The sequence below is a fragment of the Thermocladium modestius genome (genome assembly GCF_055398215.1).
In genome coordinates this window covers 928,825-946,456 of record NZ_AP043731.1, presented here as the reverse complement: position 1 = coordinate 946,456, position 17,632 = coordinate 928,825, and the positions used below count along the sequence as shown (strand labels likewise).

Genomic DNA, 17,632 nt, shown 5'->3' with positions numbered 1-17,632 from the left:
CAGTCCCTCACTCGAAGGGAAGGTTAATTGCTTCTGGTCCCTTCTTGTAATTCATTATGGGAGATGACATTCGCAGCGATCTATTGGCCCGGGCCCATCAATGGTTCCCGTTCCACGAAAGGGTTAATACCGCTGTTCCGCCTTAATCCAATGATATGGAGAATCGCTGCCGCCATCCTAGTGATGGCTTTATCGGCGGCCCTCCTGGTTCACGCCAGTGGAAACTATACCGGGAACTCGACTGGAATAAACCCTCAATCCATAGAGAACAATTTGATAACGCCGTTTCTAAGCGATGCATTTAATGTAATTTCAATTATAGGAGGACTCAGCATGTGGATGTTGATATTGGCTGGCATATATAAGATCTTCGAGTCTAAGTTAAGCATGACATCGTGGGGCAGGATGAGCGGTCTTTACGAGGCAATAAACAATTTTAAGTGGATATTCATTGGAATAGCCACCTTCTATGTATTGATGTATGTAATGTTTTATGTCGCAAACGGATTGGGAGCCAACGTGAATCCAGGCGCTGAGTCCCTATTAATGATTAGAAAATTGCTGATATCTCCTTTCATTCAATTAGCAAGCCATGCAACTTGATGAATTAGCTTTGACGCTGGAGGCCACTTCGGTAATAGTGATTGGGCTTTGGAGGCATAGAATTAGACTACAGGAGGCGCTGCTCGTAGTGGCTTCATGCATATTCTTCTTATCGCTGCCTCTTTTGATGAACGAACCCCCAATAGGCGCTGGATCCATATTTGAACTATCTGGAATTCGGGATTCTTGGCTAGCCATGTACAGATCATCTATCGCGGCCGGGTTGACGTTATCGATGGTGCTGACCGCCAGAAACATAATAGCCATGGTGGTGCTTGCCGGAGTTAACGTTCCATCCCAACAGTATTACTATGGATTGGAGGCATTGGGCAAATTCTTGGATCCACTATCATTTATTGTATATACATCAATGCATTTAAGCCAGGTAATGCTTGCCATATTTAATACAGTGGTAGAGGTGGCCAGAATATCGGTTTACTGCGGTCAGTCCATCATAGCATTATCGCTTCCTCTGATAATTATGGGAAAAACCAAGTCATTTGGGCTCTCATTATTGATCATTGCCGTAGTTATGGGATTCGTGGCGGGCACAGCGGCCGCCTCCGTTTACGGCCTCAAGCCCCCCTCAATTCGTTTCCCCCCTCAACTGCCTTCATCATCCATGGATCTCCTATACACGACGGGGTACGCTGGTTGGTTAGTCACGGGATACGCGGGTAGGCAAGGATTTGCATTGGTCACCCCCACCTCCATCTCTCCCATACCAGGCGGAAATTTGGTGATAAATGCCACGTATTATCTATGGTTGAATATAAGGACCTCTCCCATAATAAATCAATCCAATGGAGCATACGAGATTGGGCTGGGCTCTCCTCCATTCCATGTTATAAGAAATGAAAGTTATGCAGTTGGTGCGTGGATGTGGCTCAACTCATCAGCCCCTTCGCATTACTATATCCAAAACGGTGATGGGTATGCTGTATTGAAATGGACGGAAAGGCTAACCCCCAACGAAACCATGAAGAACACATTATGGACTTACTCAAGAAACATATCGATAGAAGGATGCAATTATACCGCTTTAACCAAGGCCATCTACAATGAAGCCGATCTAGGCCTGTATATAACGGAATTAACCGGATTATACGATCGCATAGCGCATCAATTGGGGGTGAATTCAATTGATGAAGCTCCGCCTCCAGCTCCGCCTAGTGACTTAATTCAACGCGTGGCTACCATAACGTGCTTCAACAATGGAAACAAGGACCTCACGTACTCTATCATCGCAGTGATATATGGAACTGACCTTAGGGGCTGGGGCGATTGGGGCATTGGACCCAAGCTAGTAGGCATTGCATATACGAATGAACTGATGAGCTACTATGATGCAGTTAACAATGATTATTTGACAGGTGCGATAAACGAGGTAAAGGCGTTGCCCAACATATTCGGCATATTCGTGGTCAGGATAATAGTCCTGTCGGCAACGATCTTTGGCGTGGCCAATGCATTGGCATTCGTCCTGGGATTGCCCACCGGATTCAATTCATTGATGTATGCGTTAATAAATGGTCTAGTCTACGAGTTATCGGTTATATTCCTGTTCAAGCCATCGTATGGCTCCACATCAATAACTAGAAGGATAACCAGGAAAATAATAGGCAGGAATCCCACAGTACCTGGAACCAGAAAATCATCGCTGCTCATGTCGAGGGCCAGGAGGGGCGAGCTGCATCGATACGTGCCGCAATACTTGCTGAGGCGTCGAATAGTAGATGCCACTACGCTGACTTTAATTCATGATGGCTTGACGGGCCGGGTTAAGCGACCGCCAAAGGCTGAGGCAAGAACGATAAGCGATACCACGGCTAGGTATATTGCATGGGCCGTTAGGAAGAGGAGCCCCAGCGACATACGCGTTAGATTCACTGGTAACATATATTCCTACAAGTATTTAACTCAATCATCTATAGCCGTGTTGAGGAGCGATAAATTACTCGCCAGATTCATTCAATACTCGATCGCATTGAGGATAAGCGAATTACACGAGCGAGACATAGACCTACTCCGCTCGGCCTCGTTTGCCAAGTCAGGCAACGCAAGGGCCATGGAAAAGCTTCGAAGGGCCGGCATAGTAGTTAATGGGACTATTGATGCGGCTAGGATAAATAGAATTAAGGAGGACTTAGCCCGTAGGTATAATTGGTTGGGGGATCTATACTCCGGTAGGGCTCCGGCTAAATCCCCAAGGGATCCAGTACTGCGCGAGATGGTGAGTGATTATTTGACCATTCATAGGCAAAGAACAAGCACCGTTCTTCAGATGTCGGTTAGGCTCAAGGTAACTCCGTTGTCCGCAGTAATGTTGAGCCTGGGGCCTCTCTCAATTAAGGTATCGAGGAGTGGAAAATATGGTGAAAACCACGAGAAATTGGCCCACGACGGCGCGGTCCGTGATTACGTAATGATGGGACGAGAAGCAGCCAGGATATTCCGTCGCCGATCGCGAACCATGGAGGATGATCTGTTAAGCGATGCTCGCTTCTCTTCATTATACGTGAAGCCGGCAATAGATTTCCTGGAATCATATAGATCATACTTGGTTAACGCGCTTAACGATATGGGACTCCCCGGATCCACAGTTCACCAGTTCATAATGGAACTGAGAACCGGGCCCGTAATAGATGCAGATAAGGCGGTGGAGTTGATATCCGAGTTGAGGAGGGTTGATCAATTGATGAAATCATTGAGGCCCAGAAAAACGAAGCCCGTAAAATGAATTAAATGGGATTCCCGTTTTAAAGGGGTGAATTATGTCCTCCAAGGCCTATCCAGGCGTGGCTGTGCCCTGATCAATGGGTGGCCAAATTCATGATAAAAAAAGAGACGATCGCCTTTAGGATGGGAAGGAGGTCAAGAAACACTTTCTTCAATAATTATTTAACGGTTTCAGCGGCTTGCCTGGTCGTGAATGAAATGTTTAAATGAGGGGGTTAGGCGATCGATTCATGCCTCTAAAAGTAGGTGATCAAGCGCCGAACTTCGAGTTGTTGGATACGGATCTAAAAAAGGTCAATCTATACGACGTGCTCGGGAGGGGGCAGTATGTTGTTCTGCTCTTCTTCCCTGGCGCTTTCACTAGCGTGTGCACGAAGGAGCTGTGCACGTTCAGGGACAGCATGTTCAAGCTGGAGAAGGCCAAGGCTAATGTAATAGCGATCTCTGTGGATTCGCCTTTTGCTTTGAAGGCATTTAAAGAGCAGAACAGGCTGAACTTCACCCTAGCATCAGACTTCAATAAAACGGTGATAGCTGACTATGATGAAGTGCTACCCAACCTGTTGGGCCTTAAGTACTTGGCAAAGAGGGCGGTCTACATAATAGCGCCGGACCATACAATAAAGTATGTGTGGCACTCAGATGATCCAGGCAAGGAGCCGCCTTACGATGAAGTAGTGCAAACTGTAAATAAGCTCGCATCTTGATTTAGAAGGAGAAGTTAGGCAGGCTTAATTCAATATTCTATGAATTATATCGGCGGTCTTCAATCCTGTCCCCGTTATGATGTGCACCATGCCTGGAACTGGCTTTACCATGAACACCACGGCCGAGGTGGGCTCCACGATAAGCCCAAGGGAGGCGGCAACCCTAAGTCCGGCGATTACATCGCTGTCCCCAGCTAGCCTTATCTCCCCCCCGCTCTCCTTCACGGCATTGATTATCTGATCCAACCTGGGTGGTTTTCCAACCATTATCCCCTCCGGCAACGTGGCCTTCCCATCGCATCGCTGCCCCGTTAACTCGGAGAAGGCGAAGCAAAAACCCTGCGCCTCCACTGCGATAAATCTAGGCATGTCCTTGATTAATCCTTCCTTAATCATTTCCTGGAATCCCCTGTATAGGCCGAGCAGGAGCGTGCCGTTGCCTAGGGGCACCACTATGGATTCCAAGGTCTTGGCTTGATATAGTAATTCATAGGCGATCAATTTAGTGCCCTCCAGGAAGAATGGATTCCATGAATGGCCAACATAGACTCCGTCCCGATCATTCAATGCAGCCGCAGCAGCCTCGGATCTATCCGCCGTTTCCACCACCTCGGATCCAAGGAATCGCATTAGGGCTTTCTTGGAGGGGGATGCGTTGTATGGCACGTATATCCTAGCCCTAATACCAGCTCCTCTACTATATGCTGATAAGGAAACGCCTGCATTGCCGCTGGAGTCCTCGACCAGCATTGCTTCGATTATGGATGCAGCAATGCTCCATCCCCTATCCTTAAAAGAGCCGGTGGGGTTCAATCCCTCCATTTTGAGTCCATATTCCCCCCGCCTTATGAGCGGTGTATACCCTTCCCCTAAATTTATGGTTCTCCTCACGGGAAGCACCTTCATCAGCTCCCTGCTCGTTGCAGCTCTCGGTTTTTCCACATCGAACTCGAGATCCAGAGGGTGACCACAGCGGGGGCATTTCCACATCCAGGTCATGGCGGGGGTCGTGAAGCCGCATTTACTGCATGAATATTTAACTCCCTTTTTAACGTTGATTAGATTGAGGGGCATACGATCCTCCGTTCAAGCCGCTCCACTTTAAAAATATGGGTTCATGAAGACCACCGATCGTTCCCTTTATGAGGAGTAATATTAGCTCTATATGATGTAATCGATATTGGAAAACGCCCAGAGCTCAATTTCAAGTAGTCGCTTCACTTTAGGAAGTAATTTTCATAGTCCTTCACGTACCTGACGCTCTCCTTGACGCCCAAGAACAGCTTTCTAACGTACTCCACGTCGTCCTTGGAGATGCTTTTCCTACCGGATTCGCTGGCCTTGAGTTGAGTTGGTGCTAGTAATTGAATTGAATATCTAAGGCTCTCCTCAACGCCTAGCTTCGTTAATTCCTCCAACGCCTCATCGCTGAGCTCCACCTTCTCCTCCCTGGCTCTAATCCTCAATATCTCCCTCACCTCGTCTGCGTTGTAGGGTCTCGTCCTAATTATCACCAGCCTATCAAGCATGTCCAGGGGAACACCGTGCGGGCTCTCTATGTCGGTGCCCCTTATCTTGGTTAAGCCCCTATTTGTGGCCATTATTATTATCGGGCTTAATTCCCCCTCCATTGCCCTGGACAAATAAGCCCACGTCTCTACGTCCAACATGTGAACATCATCTATGAACAAGACGCCGGGAATCAACTCTCCCTTTCCATCGTTTATCAGCTTCATCACGAATTCATCAACGGATTTCCTCACCTCGCCTGGTATTTCCCTCTCCTCGCTTGCGAATCCGAACAACATAGCCCCAACTAATCCCTGCTGCCTTGCCTGGTATACATCTAAGTCGTTCAGCGTGAAGAACCTGGTTATCTCCTTCTCCTTATATACGGGCCCGCTTGGCACATCGATCTTCCTCTTGATGCTGACATCATACTGTCCCTCCCCCTCTCCGCCCTCCCTGCCCTCCACGAATACTCTTCCCGTTTCCTCGTCTATCATTATAACATCCCCCTCCTCCACGCCCATCTCTATCAATTGCTCAGCTATCTCAGCGGATACCCTGAGCCGTTTCTCCTCGTCCTTGGTCTTTAAGGTTATGGCGGCTCCCCGCGGTATTTGGGAGTATGGATTGTATGGATGCTTCCCCAGCTGGTAATCCATTCCCTTTACCACTCCCTCATACACTCTCCTCCATTCCCTAATCCTAACGCCTATCGCCCTCCTCAATGCCCTTGTCAGGAACTCTGTCTTCTTTATCTCCATGCTGTAGACCTCCGCACCGCTCATTTGAACGAATGGAGTGTCGGAGCCCAATTCCCTGGCTATTCCAATGGCCAACGCAGTCTTTCCCGTCCCTGGAGGCCCCACTATTAGCACGGCCTTTCCACCGAACTTACCGCTCTTTATCATTTTCACCACGTAATAGGCCGCCTCCCTCGCCTCGGATTGGCCGACGAATCCATCTGCGTTGAATTGTATCTTTCCATCTCTTATGCCTAACCCCTTTATATGGCTATGCAGGCCCACCCTTTCAAACGAAGTCTTGACTTCCTCTACCCTTATCTGCGACATAATGATGCGCAATTGATGGAACCCTTTAAATATTTGATGCTATTATCGCAATGAAAGAAGCAATACGCCTAGCCCCCTTCATGGAGGGAAGAGGTCGGGGCTATTCAAACTAAAGTTATATTAGGCCAATTTCACTTCATTAAGGAGGGACTCATTGATATTTTATATGCAGAGGATGAAAACGTCTCATAGAGAGGCATCCAGTGATGATACAACGTTCTTGAACTCCTTGTAATCGAGCTTATGAATGCCCCATTCTACCGACCTTATCACGCCTTCTATGAAGTCCTGCTTCACATTGATTGGAAGCTTTGCTGCTATGCTCATTGAAATGCCCGGCCTCCTCAGCATGGCAATTCCCTCCTCGTATACCTTGATAATTGCCTCTGGATTTCCATTCACGTGAACGCCGCAACTGCCCGGAACGAAATTCAGTAGATCCTCGAATCTTATCCCAGGAGCTAAGTTCGCCGTCACAACCGCGCTATCCGCTGAGCCCCTCTTCAACGCTGCAATTGCGTCGAGTGGATCATTTGCCGGAAGCAGCTCCATGCCGCCCCTGGAGGCTGCGAGCGCTTTTGCCAGAATCACGGAGCTCTCTCTGTTTGTGGGCACAGCTATCCGCCTTCCCACGCTTGGCGTCAATACCATTAGTCCCCTCACAGTTACGTAGTCTATCCTGAGTCCTCTCTTGATTAACGATACGGTGGAATCAAAAATGGCATCCGCGTTGGCGTTATCCTTGGAAAAAACGAGTTCCACATCATCTCTCTCCAGCGAATATGCCACCAATGGGTATGAGACGGGGCCCGGTGCTGCTGCTATCCTCATCTTCTTATCGTTCATGAAGACGCCGCTAGTTATAAGAATTTAAATTAATATGCGGATGTTATTTTCAATTTCATTCAATTATTTAATGGCTTTAAAGGATTCCTCCAACGCTCTTATAGTGTAATCAACTACATCCCTGTCATGAGCAGCAGACGTGAAGTTCACCTCGTATTGGCTGGGCGCCAAATAGACGCCTCTCTTCAATGCCTCCGCATGCACCTTCAAGTACATCTTCTCATTGCTTTCAGCCACGTCCCTTGTGGATTCAACGGGCTTCTTGGTGAAATAAAACTGAAACATAGATGCCACCCTATTGACCCATACATCCAACCCCGCCCTTCCCCCGATATCGATTATGGCCTCACCCAACCGCTTAGCCGCCTCGTTGGCTATGGCATATGCTTGTTCCCCCTCCAGCTCCTTGATCGTTGCAAGCCCAGCGACCATTGAGACTGGATGCGCATTGAATGTTCCAGCATTGTAAACAGGTCCAAGGGGGCTCACCAGCTTCATTATTTCCCGAGATCCACCAAAGGCGCCTATTGGGAAACCACCTCCAATTATCTTGCCCAGAGTGGTTAAGTCCGGTTTAACTCCGAATAAACCCTGAGCCCCCTCCAACCCGACCCTGAAACCAGTCACCACCTCATCTAATATCAAGAGAGTCCCATGTTCCTCAGTTAATTGTTTAACCTCCTTAACATAACCCTCCCTGGGCGGTATTAAGCCGTAATTAGCTGCTATGGGCTCCATTATGATGGCAGCCACCTCGTCTCCTCTTTCTTGCATGGCCTTCTCCAGCGCATCTAGGTCATTGTACGGCACCACTATTGTCAGCTTAGCAGCCTCATCGGGTACCCCCGCGCTGGTGGGAGTTCCCCACGTAGCTGCTCCGCTGCCTGCCTTCACCAACACGTAATCATGACTGCCATGGAAATTGCCCTCGAATTTTATAATGTACTTTCTACCTGTGAATCCCCTGGCCAGCCTGATTGCATTCATGGTGGCCTCCGTCCCTGTACTGACGAACCTAATCATCTCTATGGACCTTACATGATCCATTATCTTGCGTGCCTCATCTATTTCCAGTTTGGTCGGAGCTCCGTATAACCAATCTCTTTCAAGCCAATTCTGCACCGCCCTGAGCACTGCTGGGTGCCTATGGCCTAGGATGAGCGGTCCAAATCCCATGCAATAATCTATTAATTTCTCTCCATCCTCGGTAAATAAGTAGGCCCCCTCTGCTGATCTAACATAGAAGGGGTTGGGCAAGTGCTTCATTGCCCTGGCCGGACTATTGACTCCGCCTGGAAATATGGTAGACGCAAGCTTGAATAGATCGCTCGACATGGGACTAATCACCCAGGTATTCCGCTTAATTAACTTAGTGTGGCAATGGATAAAGCATTATCTCTGTTCCTGGGCCTTGCCGTAATCACAGGCTTATGCAGCCCATGTAGCATCGATGCATCTCGGCCAGCGTCAAGGCTCGGGCCATCCATTTATGGCATAGTCATAATAAAACGGAACACCCGTTCATAAGTTTTTACCTCTCAATGATGCAATTGGAACTTGAAGCATTTATATATGGCTATGCCTTCATCTTTCTCACCAGAGACCCCGCCCGCAAGGACGGGGTAGTTTACCCAGTCCCTACTCTGTCCTGGAGCGGCCTTCTCGAGGTCTTGATTACGTCTCCTTAACTAACGCCGCTCGGAGTCTTCTCGGGGAATAGGCTTCCGCTCCGTAAGGAATAGACCAGGAAGGAGCGGCTAGATCAATTCAATGCCGAGAACTTATTCTTCCTTGAAAGGCATGGCTTATCATCTACTTTATCATTTTTATCAATTATTGTTGACTAGATTCCTTCTGGTTTTATTCCGGGCCTTTATTAATTACTGATAACTAGTATTTATTGAAAGTTTTAGATAGGAGAGTTTACCCGATAATAAGCGTAATTGTTAATATACTTGAATGGAAGCCCAGCAATTAAATGGGGGATGAAATAGGCTATGTGGTGGGCAACATAGGTTCCAGCGGGGTCAAGGTCGCGATCAGAACGGATATGGCCGATAAGGTGCAATTATTTGAGTACGTATCGTATAGGTATCTAAATAATGAGGTCCTGGGATATGTGGTTAATATAAGCAGGGAGCCCTATAAGATAGGGGAGGATCTCGCTGCGGATGCCCTGAGCAGCGCTGTTGGGGTGCAGTTGATAGAAACTATAATAGCCACGGTTATGTTGTTGGGGTACAAGGACTCGGGGCTGAAGTTACCTAGGTCGCCCCCGCCAGTTGGCACTCCAGTTAAATTGGCTGATCCCCAGTTGATCAAGGAGTACTTGGGACTACGAGGTAGACTATGCGTGGGTTACCTGGCTTCTCAAGACGTTCAGGCGTGCCTAGACGAGAAGGGCTTGGCCAGACACATGGCCATAATAGCGGCTACGGGAAGCGGAAAGACTTGGCTCTCCGTATTATTGATAGAGGAGCTCTTAAAGCTGGGAGCCACCGTGGTCGTGCTTGATCCTCACGGTGAATATATAACAATAAAGGACTCCGCCAAGAAGTTGGGCAATGTTGGAGTCACAGTGATAAAGGCAGCGAAGCATCATGTGGGAGATAAGCGGTACTCCATGAATGTGTTGAGGGTTGAACCGGATCAATTAGCATCTATAGCCGGGGTACCAAGCGGCGCATCTAGAATACGTCATATCATTTACTTGATTCACTCGCTCATGAAGATAATATACAAGACCGTGAACGGGGCCGGCGAGTCCGGTTCCGTGGTCGGGATGATTAGATTGATAAATTCATTGTTGGTTCGCCCTCTCGGCGCATCCGACATACAGAGGGCACTCAGGATTCAGCAGCCAATCGGCGAGGACAATGTGCTGGAGCCGGATAAATTCAAGCAATTACTGAATGAGCTTAGGTCGGCAGCCGGCGATGCCAGGCAACGGAGCGCTATAATTAGCGCAAGGGTCTATCTGAAGAGACTGGCAAGAACGGGCGTCTATAGGGGCCGCACGACTCCATTAAGCGATGTGTTGAGGCCTCGCCATGTTTCAGTGATAAATCTGGCGGGCGTCAGCGATGAAGTGCAGGATCACATAGCTTATCATGTTCTTAGCAGGATATTGAAGGCTCGAATAAACTATGTAAGGCAATTGGGCAATCCTCAGTATCCATACCCAGTGGTGGTAATAGTGGAGGAAGCCCACAGGTTTGCTCCCCCCAATAAATCCACGCTTTCCCACTCATTGATAAATAGAATAGCGGCGGAGGGCAGGAAATTCGGGGTTTACTTGGTGGTCATAACGCAACGCCCCTCCAAGATAGATCAAGACGTGTTGAGCCAGTGCCAGAACCATGCCATATTAAAAGTAGTTAACCCGCTTGACAGGGAAGCCATAATAGCGTCCAGCGAGGCGCTCAGTGATGAGCTGGTAAGGATAATTGGAGGATTAAATAAGGGCGAGGCGCTAATAGTTGGACCAATGGCTCCCGCCCCTCTCCTCATTAAGCTTCGCGAGAGGCGGTTAGATTACGGTGGAGGCGATATAGACTTGGACAAGTATTGGGGAGTTAGCGATGGAGAGTCCATAACCAAGGTGAGGGATGCTTGGAGAAAGGCGATGATCCGTGCGGTTCCCCCTCCGGATATGGTGGCCACAGCCATGGGATTAGTCGTAGATGGATTGAACCAAAGGGGCCATGTGGTTTCAGGTTACGTGGATGGATCATCAATTGAAATAAATCTGAGGGAAAGGACGTGGTCCTGCAGCAAGTGCGGGAATGCCCTAACTCCATGCGAGCACGTGGTGGCCCTCTTCTCCAAGGTGGTGTTCGAGAAGGCATCGCTGCTCGGCATAGCTTGACCAAAGAGCTGTTCACAGCATAACTAGGGAGCTGACTTTCTCCCCGCCCTAAAGGGCGAGGGTTCCTCTCATAGGTTCGGGTTTGCGCCTCTCATATAAACTTGATTTAATTGAACATAATTGCCTATTGATAAAACATTTTTAAGCAATTGCAAAATGGGTTGCCTCCATGTTGGTTTACGTACTCGATGATGATAAAATATTGGATACGGATAAATCAGCCCATGACTTCAGCTCATCATGCGAGTGCAGCGTGTACGCACGACACATAGTAGTTAATGTGGGTAAAACGCCCGATCTAGACGTAATAAACTCGATAAAGGGGGTCTTCGATGCTTGGACAGGCGATGGTCTTCACATAGTCTTCAATCCATTGGAGACCACAATAGAAGACATAGCCAGGGAACTTCTATCTCAGGGCTTGGAGCCTGTTCTTCGCGTAGAGGAGGATGTGAGGTACATTTTGTGATAAAGGATAGGGCAAGCCTCGCTCCTTCTAGGGGCGGGGATAGTTTTTAACCACCCATCCACTCCCCCCGTGGCGCCCTCACCTGGTCAATCTTCAGAGGATGAGGAGCGGGGGCCGATCACCCCCGCAATGCCGGGGAAGGGCGTCCACGAAGCCAGCTATAGGAATAGGAGGACTAACGTAGTCCACCTCCTACCAAACGGCCCCCAGGAAAGGAAAATGAGAAGGTTGGCAGAAACCTCCGCTAGGCTATCCAACGAGGTGAACCACGAGAGAAGGCAACAATTCTCCCACGAAGGGAAAGGTAGACCTAAAGGGAACGTGGGGCAAGTTACCAGAAGCACAAGACTACTCTAGGCGTTAACGCTCAAGCAGTCCCTCAAAAGAATAATTAGGCGTGGTCATCATTCTTCTCCCTCCTAAGACTGAAGAAAGAAGGAAAGCTACCGCCCCACGTGAAGCGCGTTTCACCGCCTCACTTATCTATTGTAACCGGCGAGTAGTTTCATGAATGAATCACTGCGACCAGTTGCCGGTCTCCAGGTATTCCTCCATGGCTCCGGCTGCCTTTATTCCAGTGGCCAATGCCTTCCCTATGAGCGAGGGCCCCGTAGCTACGTCTCCCGCCGCAAATACTCCTTTTCTACTTGTTCTGTATTTTGCATCCACGTCTATGGAATTATTATGTCTTAGTTTTATTCCTGCATATCCATCCTTGAAGGGGGGAGTCGGCAATTCCCCGGTCGCCGAGATGACGTTATTTATTGGAACCACGTATTCGGATCCAGGAACAGGTTCAGGGGCTGGCCTGCCGGATTTATCGGGTTTCCCTAGCTTCATCTTTATTAATTTAAGCGCCTCGACGGTTTCCTTTCCAATCACCTCGACGGGGTTTGTCAATTCAATGAATTTAATGCCCTTCTGTATCAACCTATTTATCTCTGCCTTGCCGGCTGGCGCTTCGTTTATGGTTCTTCTATACATGACTTGCACGTCGCCGGCTCCCTTCATTTGCGACTCCAGAGCAGCATCCACAGCGGTTAGTCCAGCGCCTATAACTGCAACAGCGTTTCCAACCTTATACACGGCCTCCGGCGGTAGGTATCCGTTTTCATGAGCATATATCCTATAAAGGAAGTCCAGCGCCAAGTAGCTTCCCCTCAATTTATCGCCGGGTACGCCGAGTTCCCTCGATTTCCAGGTCCCCGTCGCTATGAGCGTTGCATCGAATGAATTAATGATGTCCTCCAATTTAATCTTCTTCTCGGCGAATTCATCTCCGTCATTATGCTCATCCAAATCACCCACCACTTTGATCCTGTTATGAAATACAACCCCCAGCTCGGCCAACTCCTTTATTCCAGCCCTTATATTATCGCGGGGAAGTCTCCATGCTGGTATCCCGAATATAGTTAAGCCGCCGGGCTCTGGGAGCTTATCATATATCTCCACATCATACCCCTTACAGATTAGGTATCCGGCCGCGCCCAACCCAGCCGGCCCAGCCCCTATTATGGCTACCTTCCGTCCCTTCTTGGGAATGCTTTGGCCAGGCGAGCACTTCAGTGCGAACTTCATGTTAATCCAGCATTGCTGCCCAGCCCCGCTTAATAAGCATTGATGAGAAGAATGGCAAGTCTCACCCCTTCTAGGGGCGGCGGGGTAAAAGCTTAAGAGAGGAATAATCAGTTACGAAAATGTATCGTGATACAAGAAAGGCGAGCCTCGCCTTTTTAAGGCAAGGCTAGGCTTTAAAATAGTCCAAGGAATAGTTACTCCCTAGTCAGCTCTTTGGGGCGGGGCCTACCCCCCGCAATGCTGGGAGGGTGATGGAGTAGCGCCAGGAGTGCGCTTACGCATCATCGACCTGCCCAATTCACAACTGTAGGATTACCTAACCTACTCGATGTGGGCCATGCCCAAAGGGTGGGTAGGTGCGAAGAGGGCGGTGAATTGTGGCATGGGGATGTTGCGGCATTGTATAGTTTGAGGAAGAGAGCTGGAGGTGTGACCCCCGTGCCGTTGGGGTCGAAGGGGTCCCATGACCCACCCACCGTAAATAGGTGGTTGAGGGCTAAGTCCCTACACTCGATCATGATTGAATACAAAAAGAGTGAAATGAAAGCGTAGGGACAAACGGTCAATACCTCGAGCTTTATGTATTGCATTCATGTCGGCATCATTTGGATGGGGGAATAGGCTGGAATTGGATGGTTCAATTATTCGGCATTGCGGGCTAAACGTTTAATAACCCTTGAGGTTCTGTGATTGTTGGTGTAAATTACGACAGACGTTTACATAAATGGCTATGCAGAGGTACCTCCCAGCAGGCATTACGAGAAGGGCGTCACGGATCTTTTTGCCGAATCCACCTTGAAGGCGATGAGCGCCTCCGGAAATCCGGATATACGAATGATATACATAGCATCTGCATTGATGGAATTGACTTCAGAGCAGTTGAATGCAGGTAACGTGTTGAGGGAATATATAGGATTGAAAGGAGTTCCAACCATGAGGGTAGAGAATGGAGATGGATCCAGCAGCTTGGCCATATTGGCTGCTGTGAATGATGTTAAACTAAGAGGAGGCTGCGTGATGGTTGCTGGCGTGGAGAAGCCTCATGAGGTCACATCCACCAAGCTAAATAAATTCGTGTCGTTCTCCACGAACAGTGAGTACGAGGCATTCTTCGGCGTAACCCCCGCCGCTCAAGCAGCCATAATGGCGCGGGAGTACATGAATAAATACGAGTATTCCTATGAGGATATAGCGGTGTGGCCCCTCAAGATGCATGAGCGTGGAGCTCAGAATCCCAACGCGTACTTCAGGAAGGCAGTTAAGATCAAGGACATAACGGAATCCGAGCTTGTGGCCGATCCTCTGAGGCTATACGACGTGGCTCCCTATGTAGATGGCTCGGCCGCCGTCATATTATGCGCGGAGCCAAATAAGCGCGATGCTGTGATTCAGATAGCTGGCGCTGGAATGGGTGTTGGATCCGCGTATTTCGCATCGAAGCAGGCATATGATGCGTTGGAATCAGTTGGGCCAGCCACTAAGCAGGCTTTGAAGGAGTCAGGAATGGAGCTTGGGGATGTAAGGGTAGTCAATGTACACGATACCTATAGCATAATAGGATTGCTCTCGCTGGAGGCCATGGGATTATCGCAGCAAGGAATGGCGCCTAGGTTGATGAGGGATGGTGCATTCGACGGCGGGGGAAAGGTAGCAGTTAACATGGATGGTGGATTAAAGGCCATGGGATTCCCGATAGGTGCCTCCGGCCTGTATCAATTGATAAGCTCAGCGCTTCAGTTGAAGGGGGAGAAGCCGTTTGAGTCCTTGAATGCAGACACGGCATTGGTTCATGATATGGTCGGCGTGGATCAAGAAAGCATTGTAATAGCGTTGAGGCGGGGTGATTGATGTGGTGGAGCAAAACCTATCAATACCCAAGTACTGGAGGAGGACTCAACAATATTATAGATTAATTGCGACTAGGTGCACCAAGTGCGGAAAAACGTACTTCCCGCCCAGGAGGGTATGCGATTGCGGCAACGATAAATTAGAGCCGTTTGAATTGCCTAAGAACGGGTCCCTGATCACCTTAACCGTTCTTAGAAGCGTTTCCGTGGACTTCGAGAAGCAGAGGCCTTTGCTGATCGGGGTGGTGGATCTCGGTGGGGTTAAGTTAATGGGTCAAATAGTTGACTGCCCATCGCCAACAGCATTGAAGACCGGGACTCCCATGGAGGTGGTCTTCAGGCGCGTGAAGGAGGACGGCGAGCACGGTATAATTTATTACGGTTATAAGTTCAGGCCAGTTAAGGGGTGTGAGTCATGATAGGAATAGTGGGTTGGGGAACTTATATACCCCGTTATAGGATAAAGACAACCGAAATAGCGGAGTCGTGGGGAGACGATCCGCTGAGGATAAAGGACATGTACCTAGTGGAGGAGAAGGCGGTGGGTTTATTCGATGAAGATACTGTCACCATGTCCGTCGAGGCGGGCAGGGTAGCTATAAGGCGGGCCGGAATAGATGCAAGCCACGTGGGTGCCATATTCGTTGGAAGCGAGTCAAAGCCGTATGCTGTGAAGCCCATATCATCCATTTTAATAGATGCGTTGGGCACATCAAGGAATGTGTTCACGGCGGATTTGGAGTTCGCGTGCAAGGCTGGATCCGATTCCATCATATCGGCGATGGGATTGGTGAAATCCGGCATGGTTAAATACGGATTGGCAATAGGCACCGATGCATCGCAGGGCGAGCCGGGAGAGCATTTGGAGTACAGCGTTGGAACTGGTGCAGCCGCGTACGTGATAGGCTCCGATAATGTGGCGGCCGAGATAAAGGCTGTTCACCCATTCGTCAGCGATACACCGGACTTCTGGAGGAGGGAGGGGTATCCATTTCCCGTTCATGGGGAGGGATTCACCGGTGAGCCTGCATATTTCAGGCACGTCGTTACCGCCGCCAAGGAATTGATGACGGAGCTAGGCATGAAGCCGAGCGACTTCGATTATGCCATATTTCATCAACCCAATGCCAGGTTCCCGTTGAGGGCGGCATCCATATTGGGATTCCCCTTGGATAAGGTCAAGGATGGCATAGTTGTGGATAAGATAGGCAATACTTATAGTGCAGCGGCCTTAATGGGACTGGCCAATGTGTTGGAGAAAGCTAAGCCGGGTTCCAAGATATTGATGGTGCCCTTCGGCAGCGGCGCTGGAGCCAATGCATTCTATATAGAGACTACGGATCTAGTGGTTGAGAAGGCGAAGATAGGAAAAACCGTGGAGCAATACTTAGCTGAAAAAGTATACATAGATTACTCGTATTACCTTAAGTACAGAAAGCTAATAAGGCTTCACTGAAAAGAAAATTAAAATCAAATAGTTTCGAAAGTCTTACCCTCTCAATGCCGGTTAGTCGATCTATGAATTACTATATCTTCCTAAGCGATTTAACGCATCAATGGAATTCGATAATTAATACGATGCTCTCCGTAATGATGAAGCAGAGTAATATTTATATGTGCGTTACCAAAAATTAGACACGGATTAAGTCTTTTCCATATGGTTGGATCAAATAATCTAATCGGCAAAGTATTTAATTGAGTTATTAATAGTCCTAGTCTGTGAATTTTAGGAGGGCCGTGGAATATGAGGAATTGATGGATGAGGAGCCGGAGAATAGAGCTCGTTCATGGTTGATAATCCCTCAATTGGTTAGATCCGGCGTCTTGAAGCCTGTAGATGTTCGTAATATAGTGAAGCTTTCCTGTAAGGAGAAGGATAAGGATATAGTGGGCGTAATATATAGGGTGGTATATGAATTAATAGATTCAGGCATTGTGGACTTAGACGACTTGCCGCGCTGTATTAAGTCGAAGTTTTTCTATAAGGCGGCCAGCTTCATGTTTGATAATGATGATTATGAAAGCGCAATAAAGGCGTATACTATGGCCATTGAGAGAAACCAAAACAAGAAGAATGCATTATTCAACAGGGCCCTTTCCTATATAATACTTTATAAAAGCGATCCTCGGCCAGATTACCTGGATTTGGCGGAGATGGATCTTAATGAGGTTCAGAAAATGGAGAGCGTAAAGGATGACGTGGCGTTTCTGATGGGTTTCATAAAGGAAGAACGGGGGGACCTAGATGAAGCGATAAACTGGTATTCAATTGCGGTTAAATTGAATAAAAATAATAAATTGGCCAAGGATGCATTGGATCGCCTTCGAAAAACTCGTTAAGTAAATCGATAGAGGGGACTTTTTGATTCATTAAACCCCAAAGCATTAAATTAGGG

14 protein-coding genes and 1 pseudogene are annotated in these 17,632 nt (G+C 48.4%); 10 read left to right on the top strand and 5 right to left on the bottom strand.

The window, feature by feature from the left end:
- The first annotated feature begins 150 nt into the window (after positions 1 to 150).
- From ACZ5ZS_RS04815 to ACZ5ZS_RS04805, 3 genes are all read left to right on the top strand, one after another.
- A complete protein-coding gene (locus ACZ5ZS_RS04815) occupies positions 151 to 603 on the top strand; it encodes a hypothetical protein (RefSeq protein ID WP_188596521.1) in 453 nt (150 codons plus the stop codon).
- Positions 593 to 3,343, top strand: a complete 2,751-nt coding sequence (locus ACZ5ZS_RS04810; protein WP_188596520.1) for a hypothetical protein — start codon at positions 593 to 595, stop codon at positions 3,341 to 3,343. The genes ACZ5ZS_RS04815 and ACZ5ZS_RS04810 overlap by 11 nt, the downstream gene beginning before the upstream one ends.
- A 229-nt stretch (positions 3,344 to 3,572) precedes the next feature.
- Positions 3,573 to 4,049, top strand: coding sequence for a redoxin domain-containing protein (locus ACZ5ZS_RS04805; RefSeq protein WP_188596519.1), 477 nt, complete (start codon positions 3,573 to 3,575; stop codon positions 4,047 to 4,049).
- Between the two features lie 24 nt (positions 4,050 to 4,073).
- Here the strand turns inward: ACZ5ZS_RS04805 and ACZ5ZS_RS04800 are convergent, their stop codons facing one another.
- The 4 genes from ACZ5ZS_RS04800 to hemL form a co-directional block, all read right to left on the bottom strand.
- A complete protein-coding gene (locus ACZ5ZS_RS04800) occupies positions 4,074 to 5,123 on the bottom strand; it encodes a threonine synthase (RefSeq protein ID WP_188596518.1) in 1,050 nt (349 codons plus the stop codon).
- 143 nt (positions 5,124 to 5,266) lie between these two features.
- A complete protein-coding gene (locus ACZ5ZS_RS04795) occupies positions 5,267 to 6,628 on the bottom strand; it encodes a RuvB-like helicase (RefSeq protein ID WP_188596517.1) in 1,362 nt (453 codons plus the stop codon).
- Between the two features lie 186 nt (positions 6,629 to 6,814).
- Positions 6,815 to 7,474, bottom strand: a complete 660-nt coding sequence (locus ACZ5ZS_RS04790; protein ID WP_188596516.1) for a DUF3834 domain-containing protein — start codon at positions 7,472 to 7,474, stop codon at positions 6,815 to 6,817.
- A 63-nt stretch (positions 7,475 to 7,537) separates the two neighbouring features.
- Positions 7,538 to 8,809: a glutamate-1-semialdehyde 2,1-aminomutase gene (gene hemL / locus ACZ5ZS_RS04785; RefSeq protein WP_188596515.1), complete on the bottom strand. Its 1,272-nt coding sequence runs from the start codon at positions 8,807 to 8,809 to the stop codon at positions 7,538 to 7,540.
- A 643-nt stretch (positions 8,810 to 9,452) separates the two neighbouring features.
- Between hemL and ACZ5ZS_RS04780 the strand changes: the two genes are divergently transcribed.
- Positions 9,453 to 11,342, top strand: a complete 1,890-nt coding sequence (locus ACZ5ZS_RS04780; protein ID WP_188596514.1) for an ATP-binding protein — start codon at positions 9,453 to 9,455, stop codon at positions 11,340 to 11,342.
- A gap of 169 nt (positions 11,343 to 11,511) precedes the next feature.
- Positions 11,512 to 11,811 carry a hypothetical protein gene (locus ACZ5ZS_RS04775; RefSeq protein WP_188596513.1) on the top strand — a complete coding sequence of 100 codons (300 nt, stop codon included), beginning with the start codon at positions 11,512 to 11,514 and terminating at the stop codon, positions 11,809 to 11,811.
- Between the two features lie 516 nt (positions 11,812 to 12,327).
- On the opposite strand, the gene ACZ5ZS_RS04770 is transcribed toward ACZ5ZS_RS04775, so the two are convergent.
- Entirely contained in the window at positions 12,328 to 13,389 is a 1,062-nt protein-coding gene (locus ACZ5ZS_RS04770) for an FAD-dependent oxidoreductase (RefSeq protein ID WP_188596512.1), read from the bottom strand.
- A gap of 272 nt (positions 13,390 to 13,661) precedes the next feature.
- On the opposite strand from ACZ5ZS_RS04770, the pseudogene ACZ5ZS_RS04765 reads away from it, so the two are divergent.
- From ACZ5ZS_RS04765 to ACZ5ZS_RS04745, 5 genes and pseudogenes are all read left to right on the top strand, one after another.
- Positions 13,662 to 13,941, top strand: a pseudogene (locus ACZ5ZS_RS04765) (hypothetical protein); the annotation flags it as partial.
- Positions 13,942 to 14,193: 252 nt separating this feature from the next.
- Positions 14,194 to 15,237, top strand: coding sequence for a thiolase C-terminal domain-containing protein (locus tag ACZ5ZS_RS04760; protein WP_229657703.1), 1,044 nt, complete (start codon positions 14,194 to 14,196; stop codon positions 15,235 to 15,237).
- 1 nt (position 15,238) lies between these two features.
- Positions 15,239 to 15,655, top strand: coding sequence for a Zn-ribbon domain-containing OB-fold protein (locus tag ACZ5ZS_RS04755; protein WP_188596511.1), 417 nt, complete (start codon positions 15,239 to 15,241; stop codon positions 15,653 to 15,655).
- Complete coding sequence (locus tag ACZ5ZS_RS04750; RefSeq protein WP_188596510.1) at positions 15,652 to 16,692, top strand: hydroxymethylglutaryl-CoA synthase; 1,041 nt, start codon at positions 15,652 to 15,654, stop codon at positions 16,690 to 16,692. The genes ACZ5ZS_RS04755 and ACZ5ZS_RS04750 overlap by 4 nt, the downstream gene beginning before the upstream one ends.
- Positions 16,693 to 16,955: 263 nt before the next feature.
- Positions 16,956 to 17,576, top strand: a complete 621-nt coding sequence (locus ACZ5ZS_RS04745; protein ID WP_188596509.1) for a tetratricopeptide repeat protein — start codon at positions 16,956 to 16,958, stop codon at positions 17,574 to 17,576.
- Positions 17,577 to 17,632: the final 56 nt, after the last annotated feature.

Coding starts and splice junctions, on each gene's coding strand:
- ACZ5ZS_RS04815 (WP_188596521.1), top strand. CDS start 151: ATGATATGGAGAATCGCTGCCGCCATCCTAGTGATGGCTTTATCGGCG.
- ACZ5ZS_RS04790 (WP_188596516.1), bottom strand. CDS start 7,474: ATGAACGATAAGAAGATGAGGATAGCAGCAGCACCGGGCCCCGTCTCA.
- ACZ5ZS_RS04810 (WP_188596520.1), top strand. CDS start 593: ATGCAACTTGATGAATTAGCTTTGACGCTGGAGGCCACTTCGGTAATA.
- ACZ5ZS_RS04760 (WP_229657703.1), top strand. CDS start 14,194: ATGAGCGCCTCCGGAAATCCGGATATACGAATGATATACATAGCATCT.
- ACZ5ZS_RS04770 (WP_188596512.1), bottom strand. CDS start 13,389: ATGAAGTTCGCACTGAAGTGCTCGCCTGGCCAAAGCATTCCCAAGAAG.
- ACZ5ZS_RS04800 (WP_188596518.1), bottom strand. CDS start 5,123: ATGCCCCTCAATCTAATCAACGTTAAAAAGGGAGTTAAATATTCATGC.
- ACZ5ZS_RS04795 (WP_188596517.1), bottom strand. CDS start 6,628: ATGTCGCAGATAAGGGTAGAGGAAGTCAAGACTTCGTTTGAAAGGGTG.
- ACZ5ZS_RS04805 (WP_188596519.1), top strand. CDS start 3,573: ATGCCTCTAAAAGTAGGTGATCAAGCGCCGAACTTCGAGTTGTTGGAT.
- ACZ5ZS_RS04750 (WP_188596510.1), top strand. CDS start 15,652: ATGATAGGAATAGTGGGTTGGGGAACTTATATACCCCGTTATAGGATA.
- ACZ5ZS_RS04775 (WP_188596513.1), top strand. CDS start 11,512: ATGTTGGTTTACGTACTCGATGATGATAAAATATTGGATACGGATAAA.
- hemL (WP_188596515.1), bottom strand. CDS start 8,809: ATGTCGAGCGATCTATTCAAGCTTGCGTCTACCATATTTCCAGGCGGA.
- ACZ5ZS_RS04780 (WP_188596514.1), top strand. CDS start 9,453: ATGGGGGATGAAATAGGCTATGTGGTGGGCAACATAGGTTCCAGCGGG.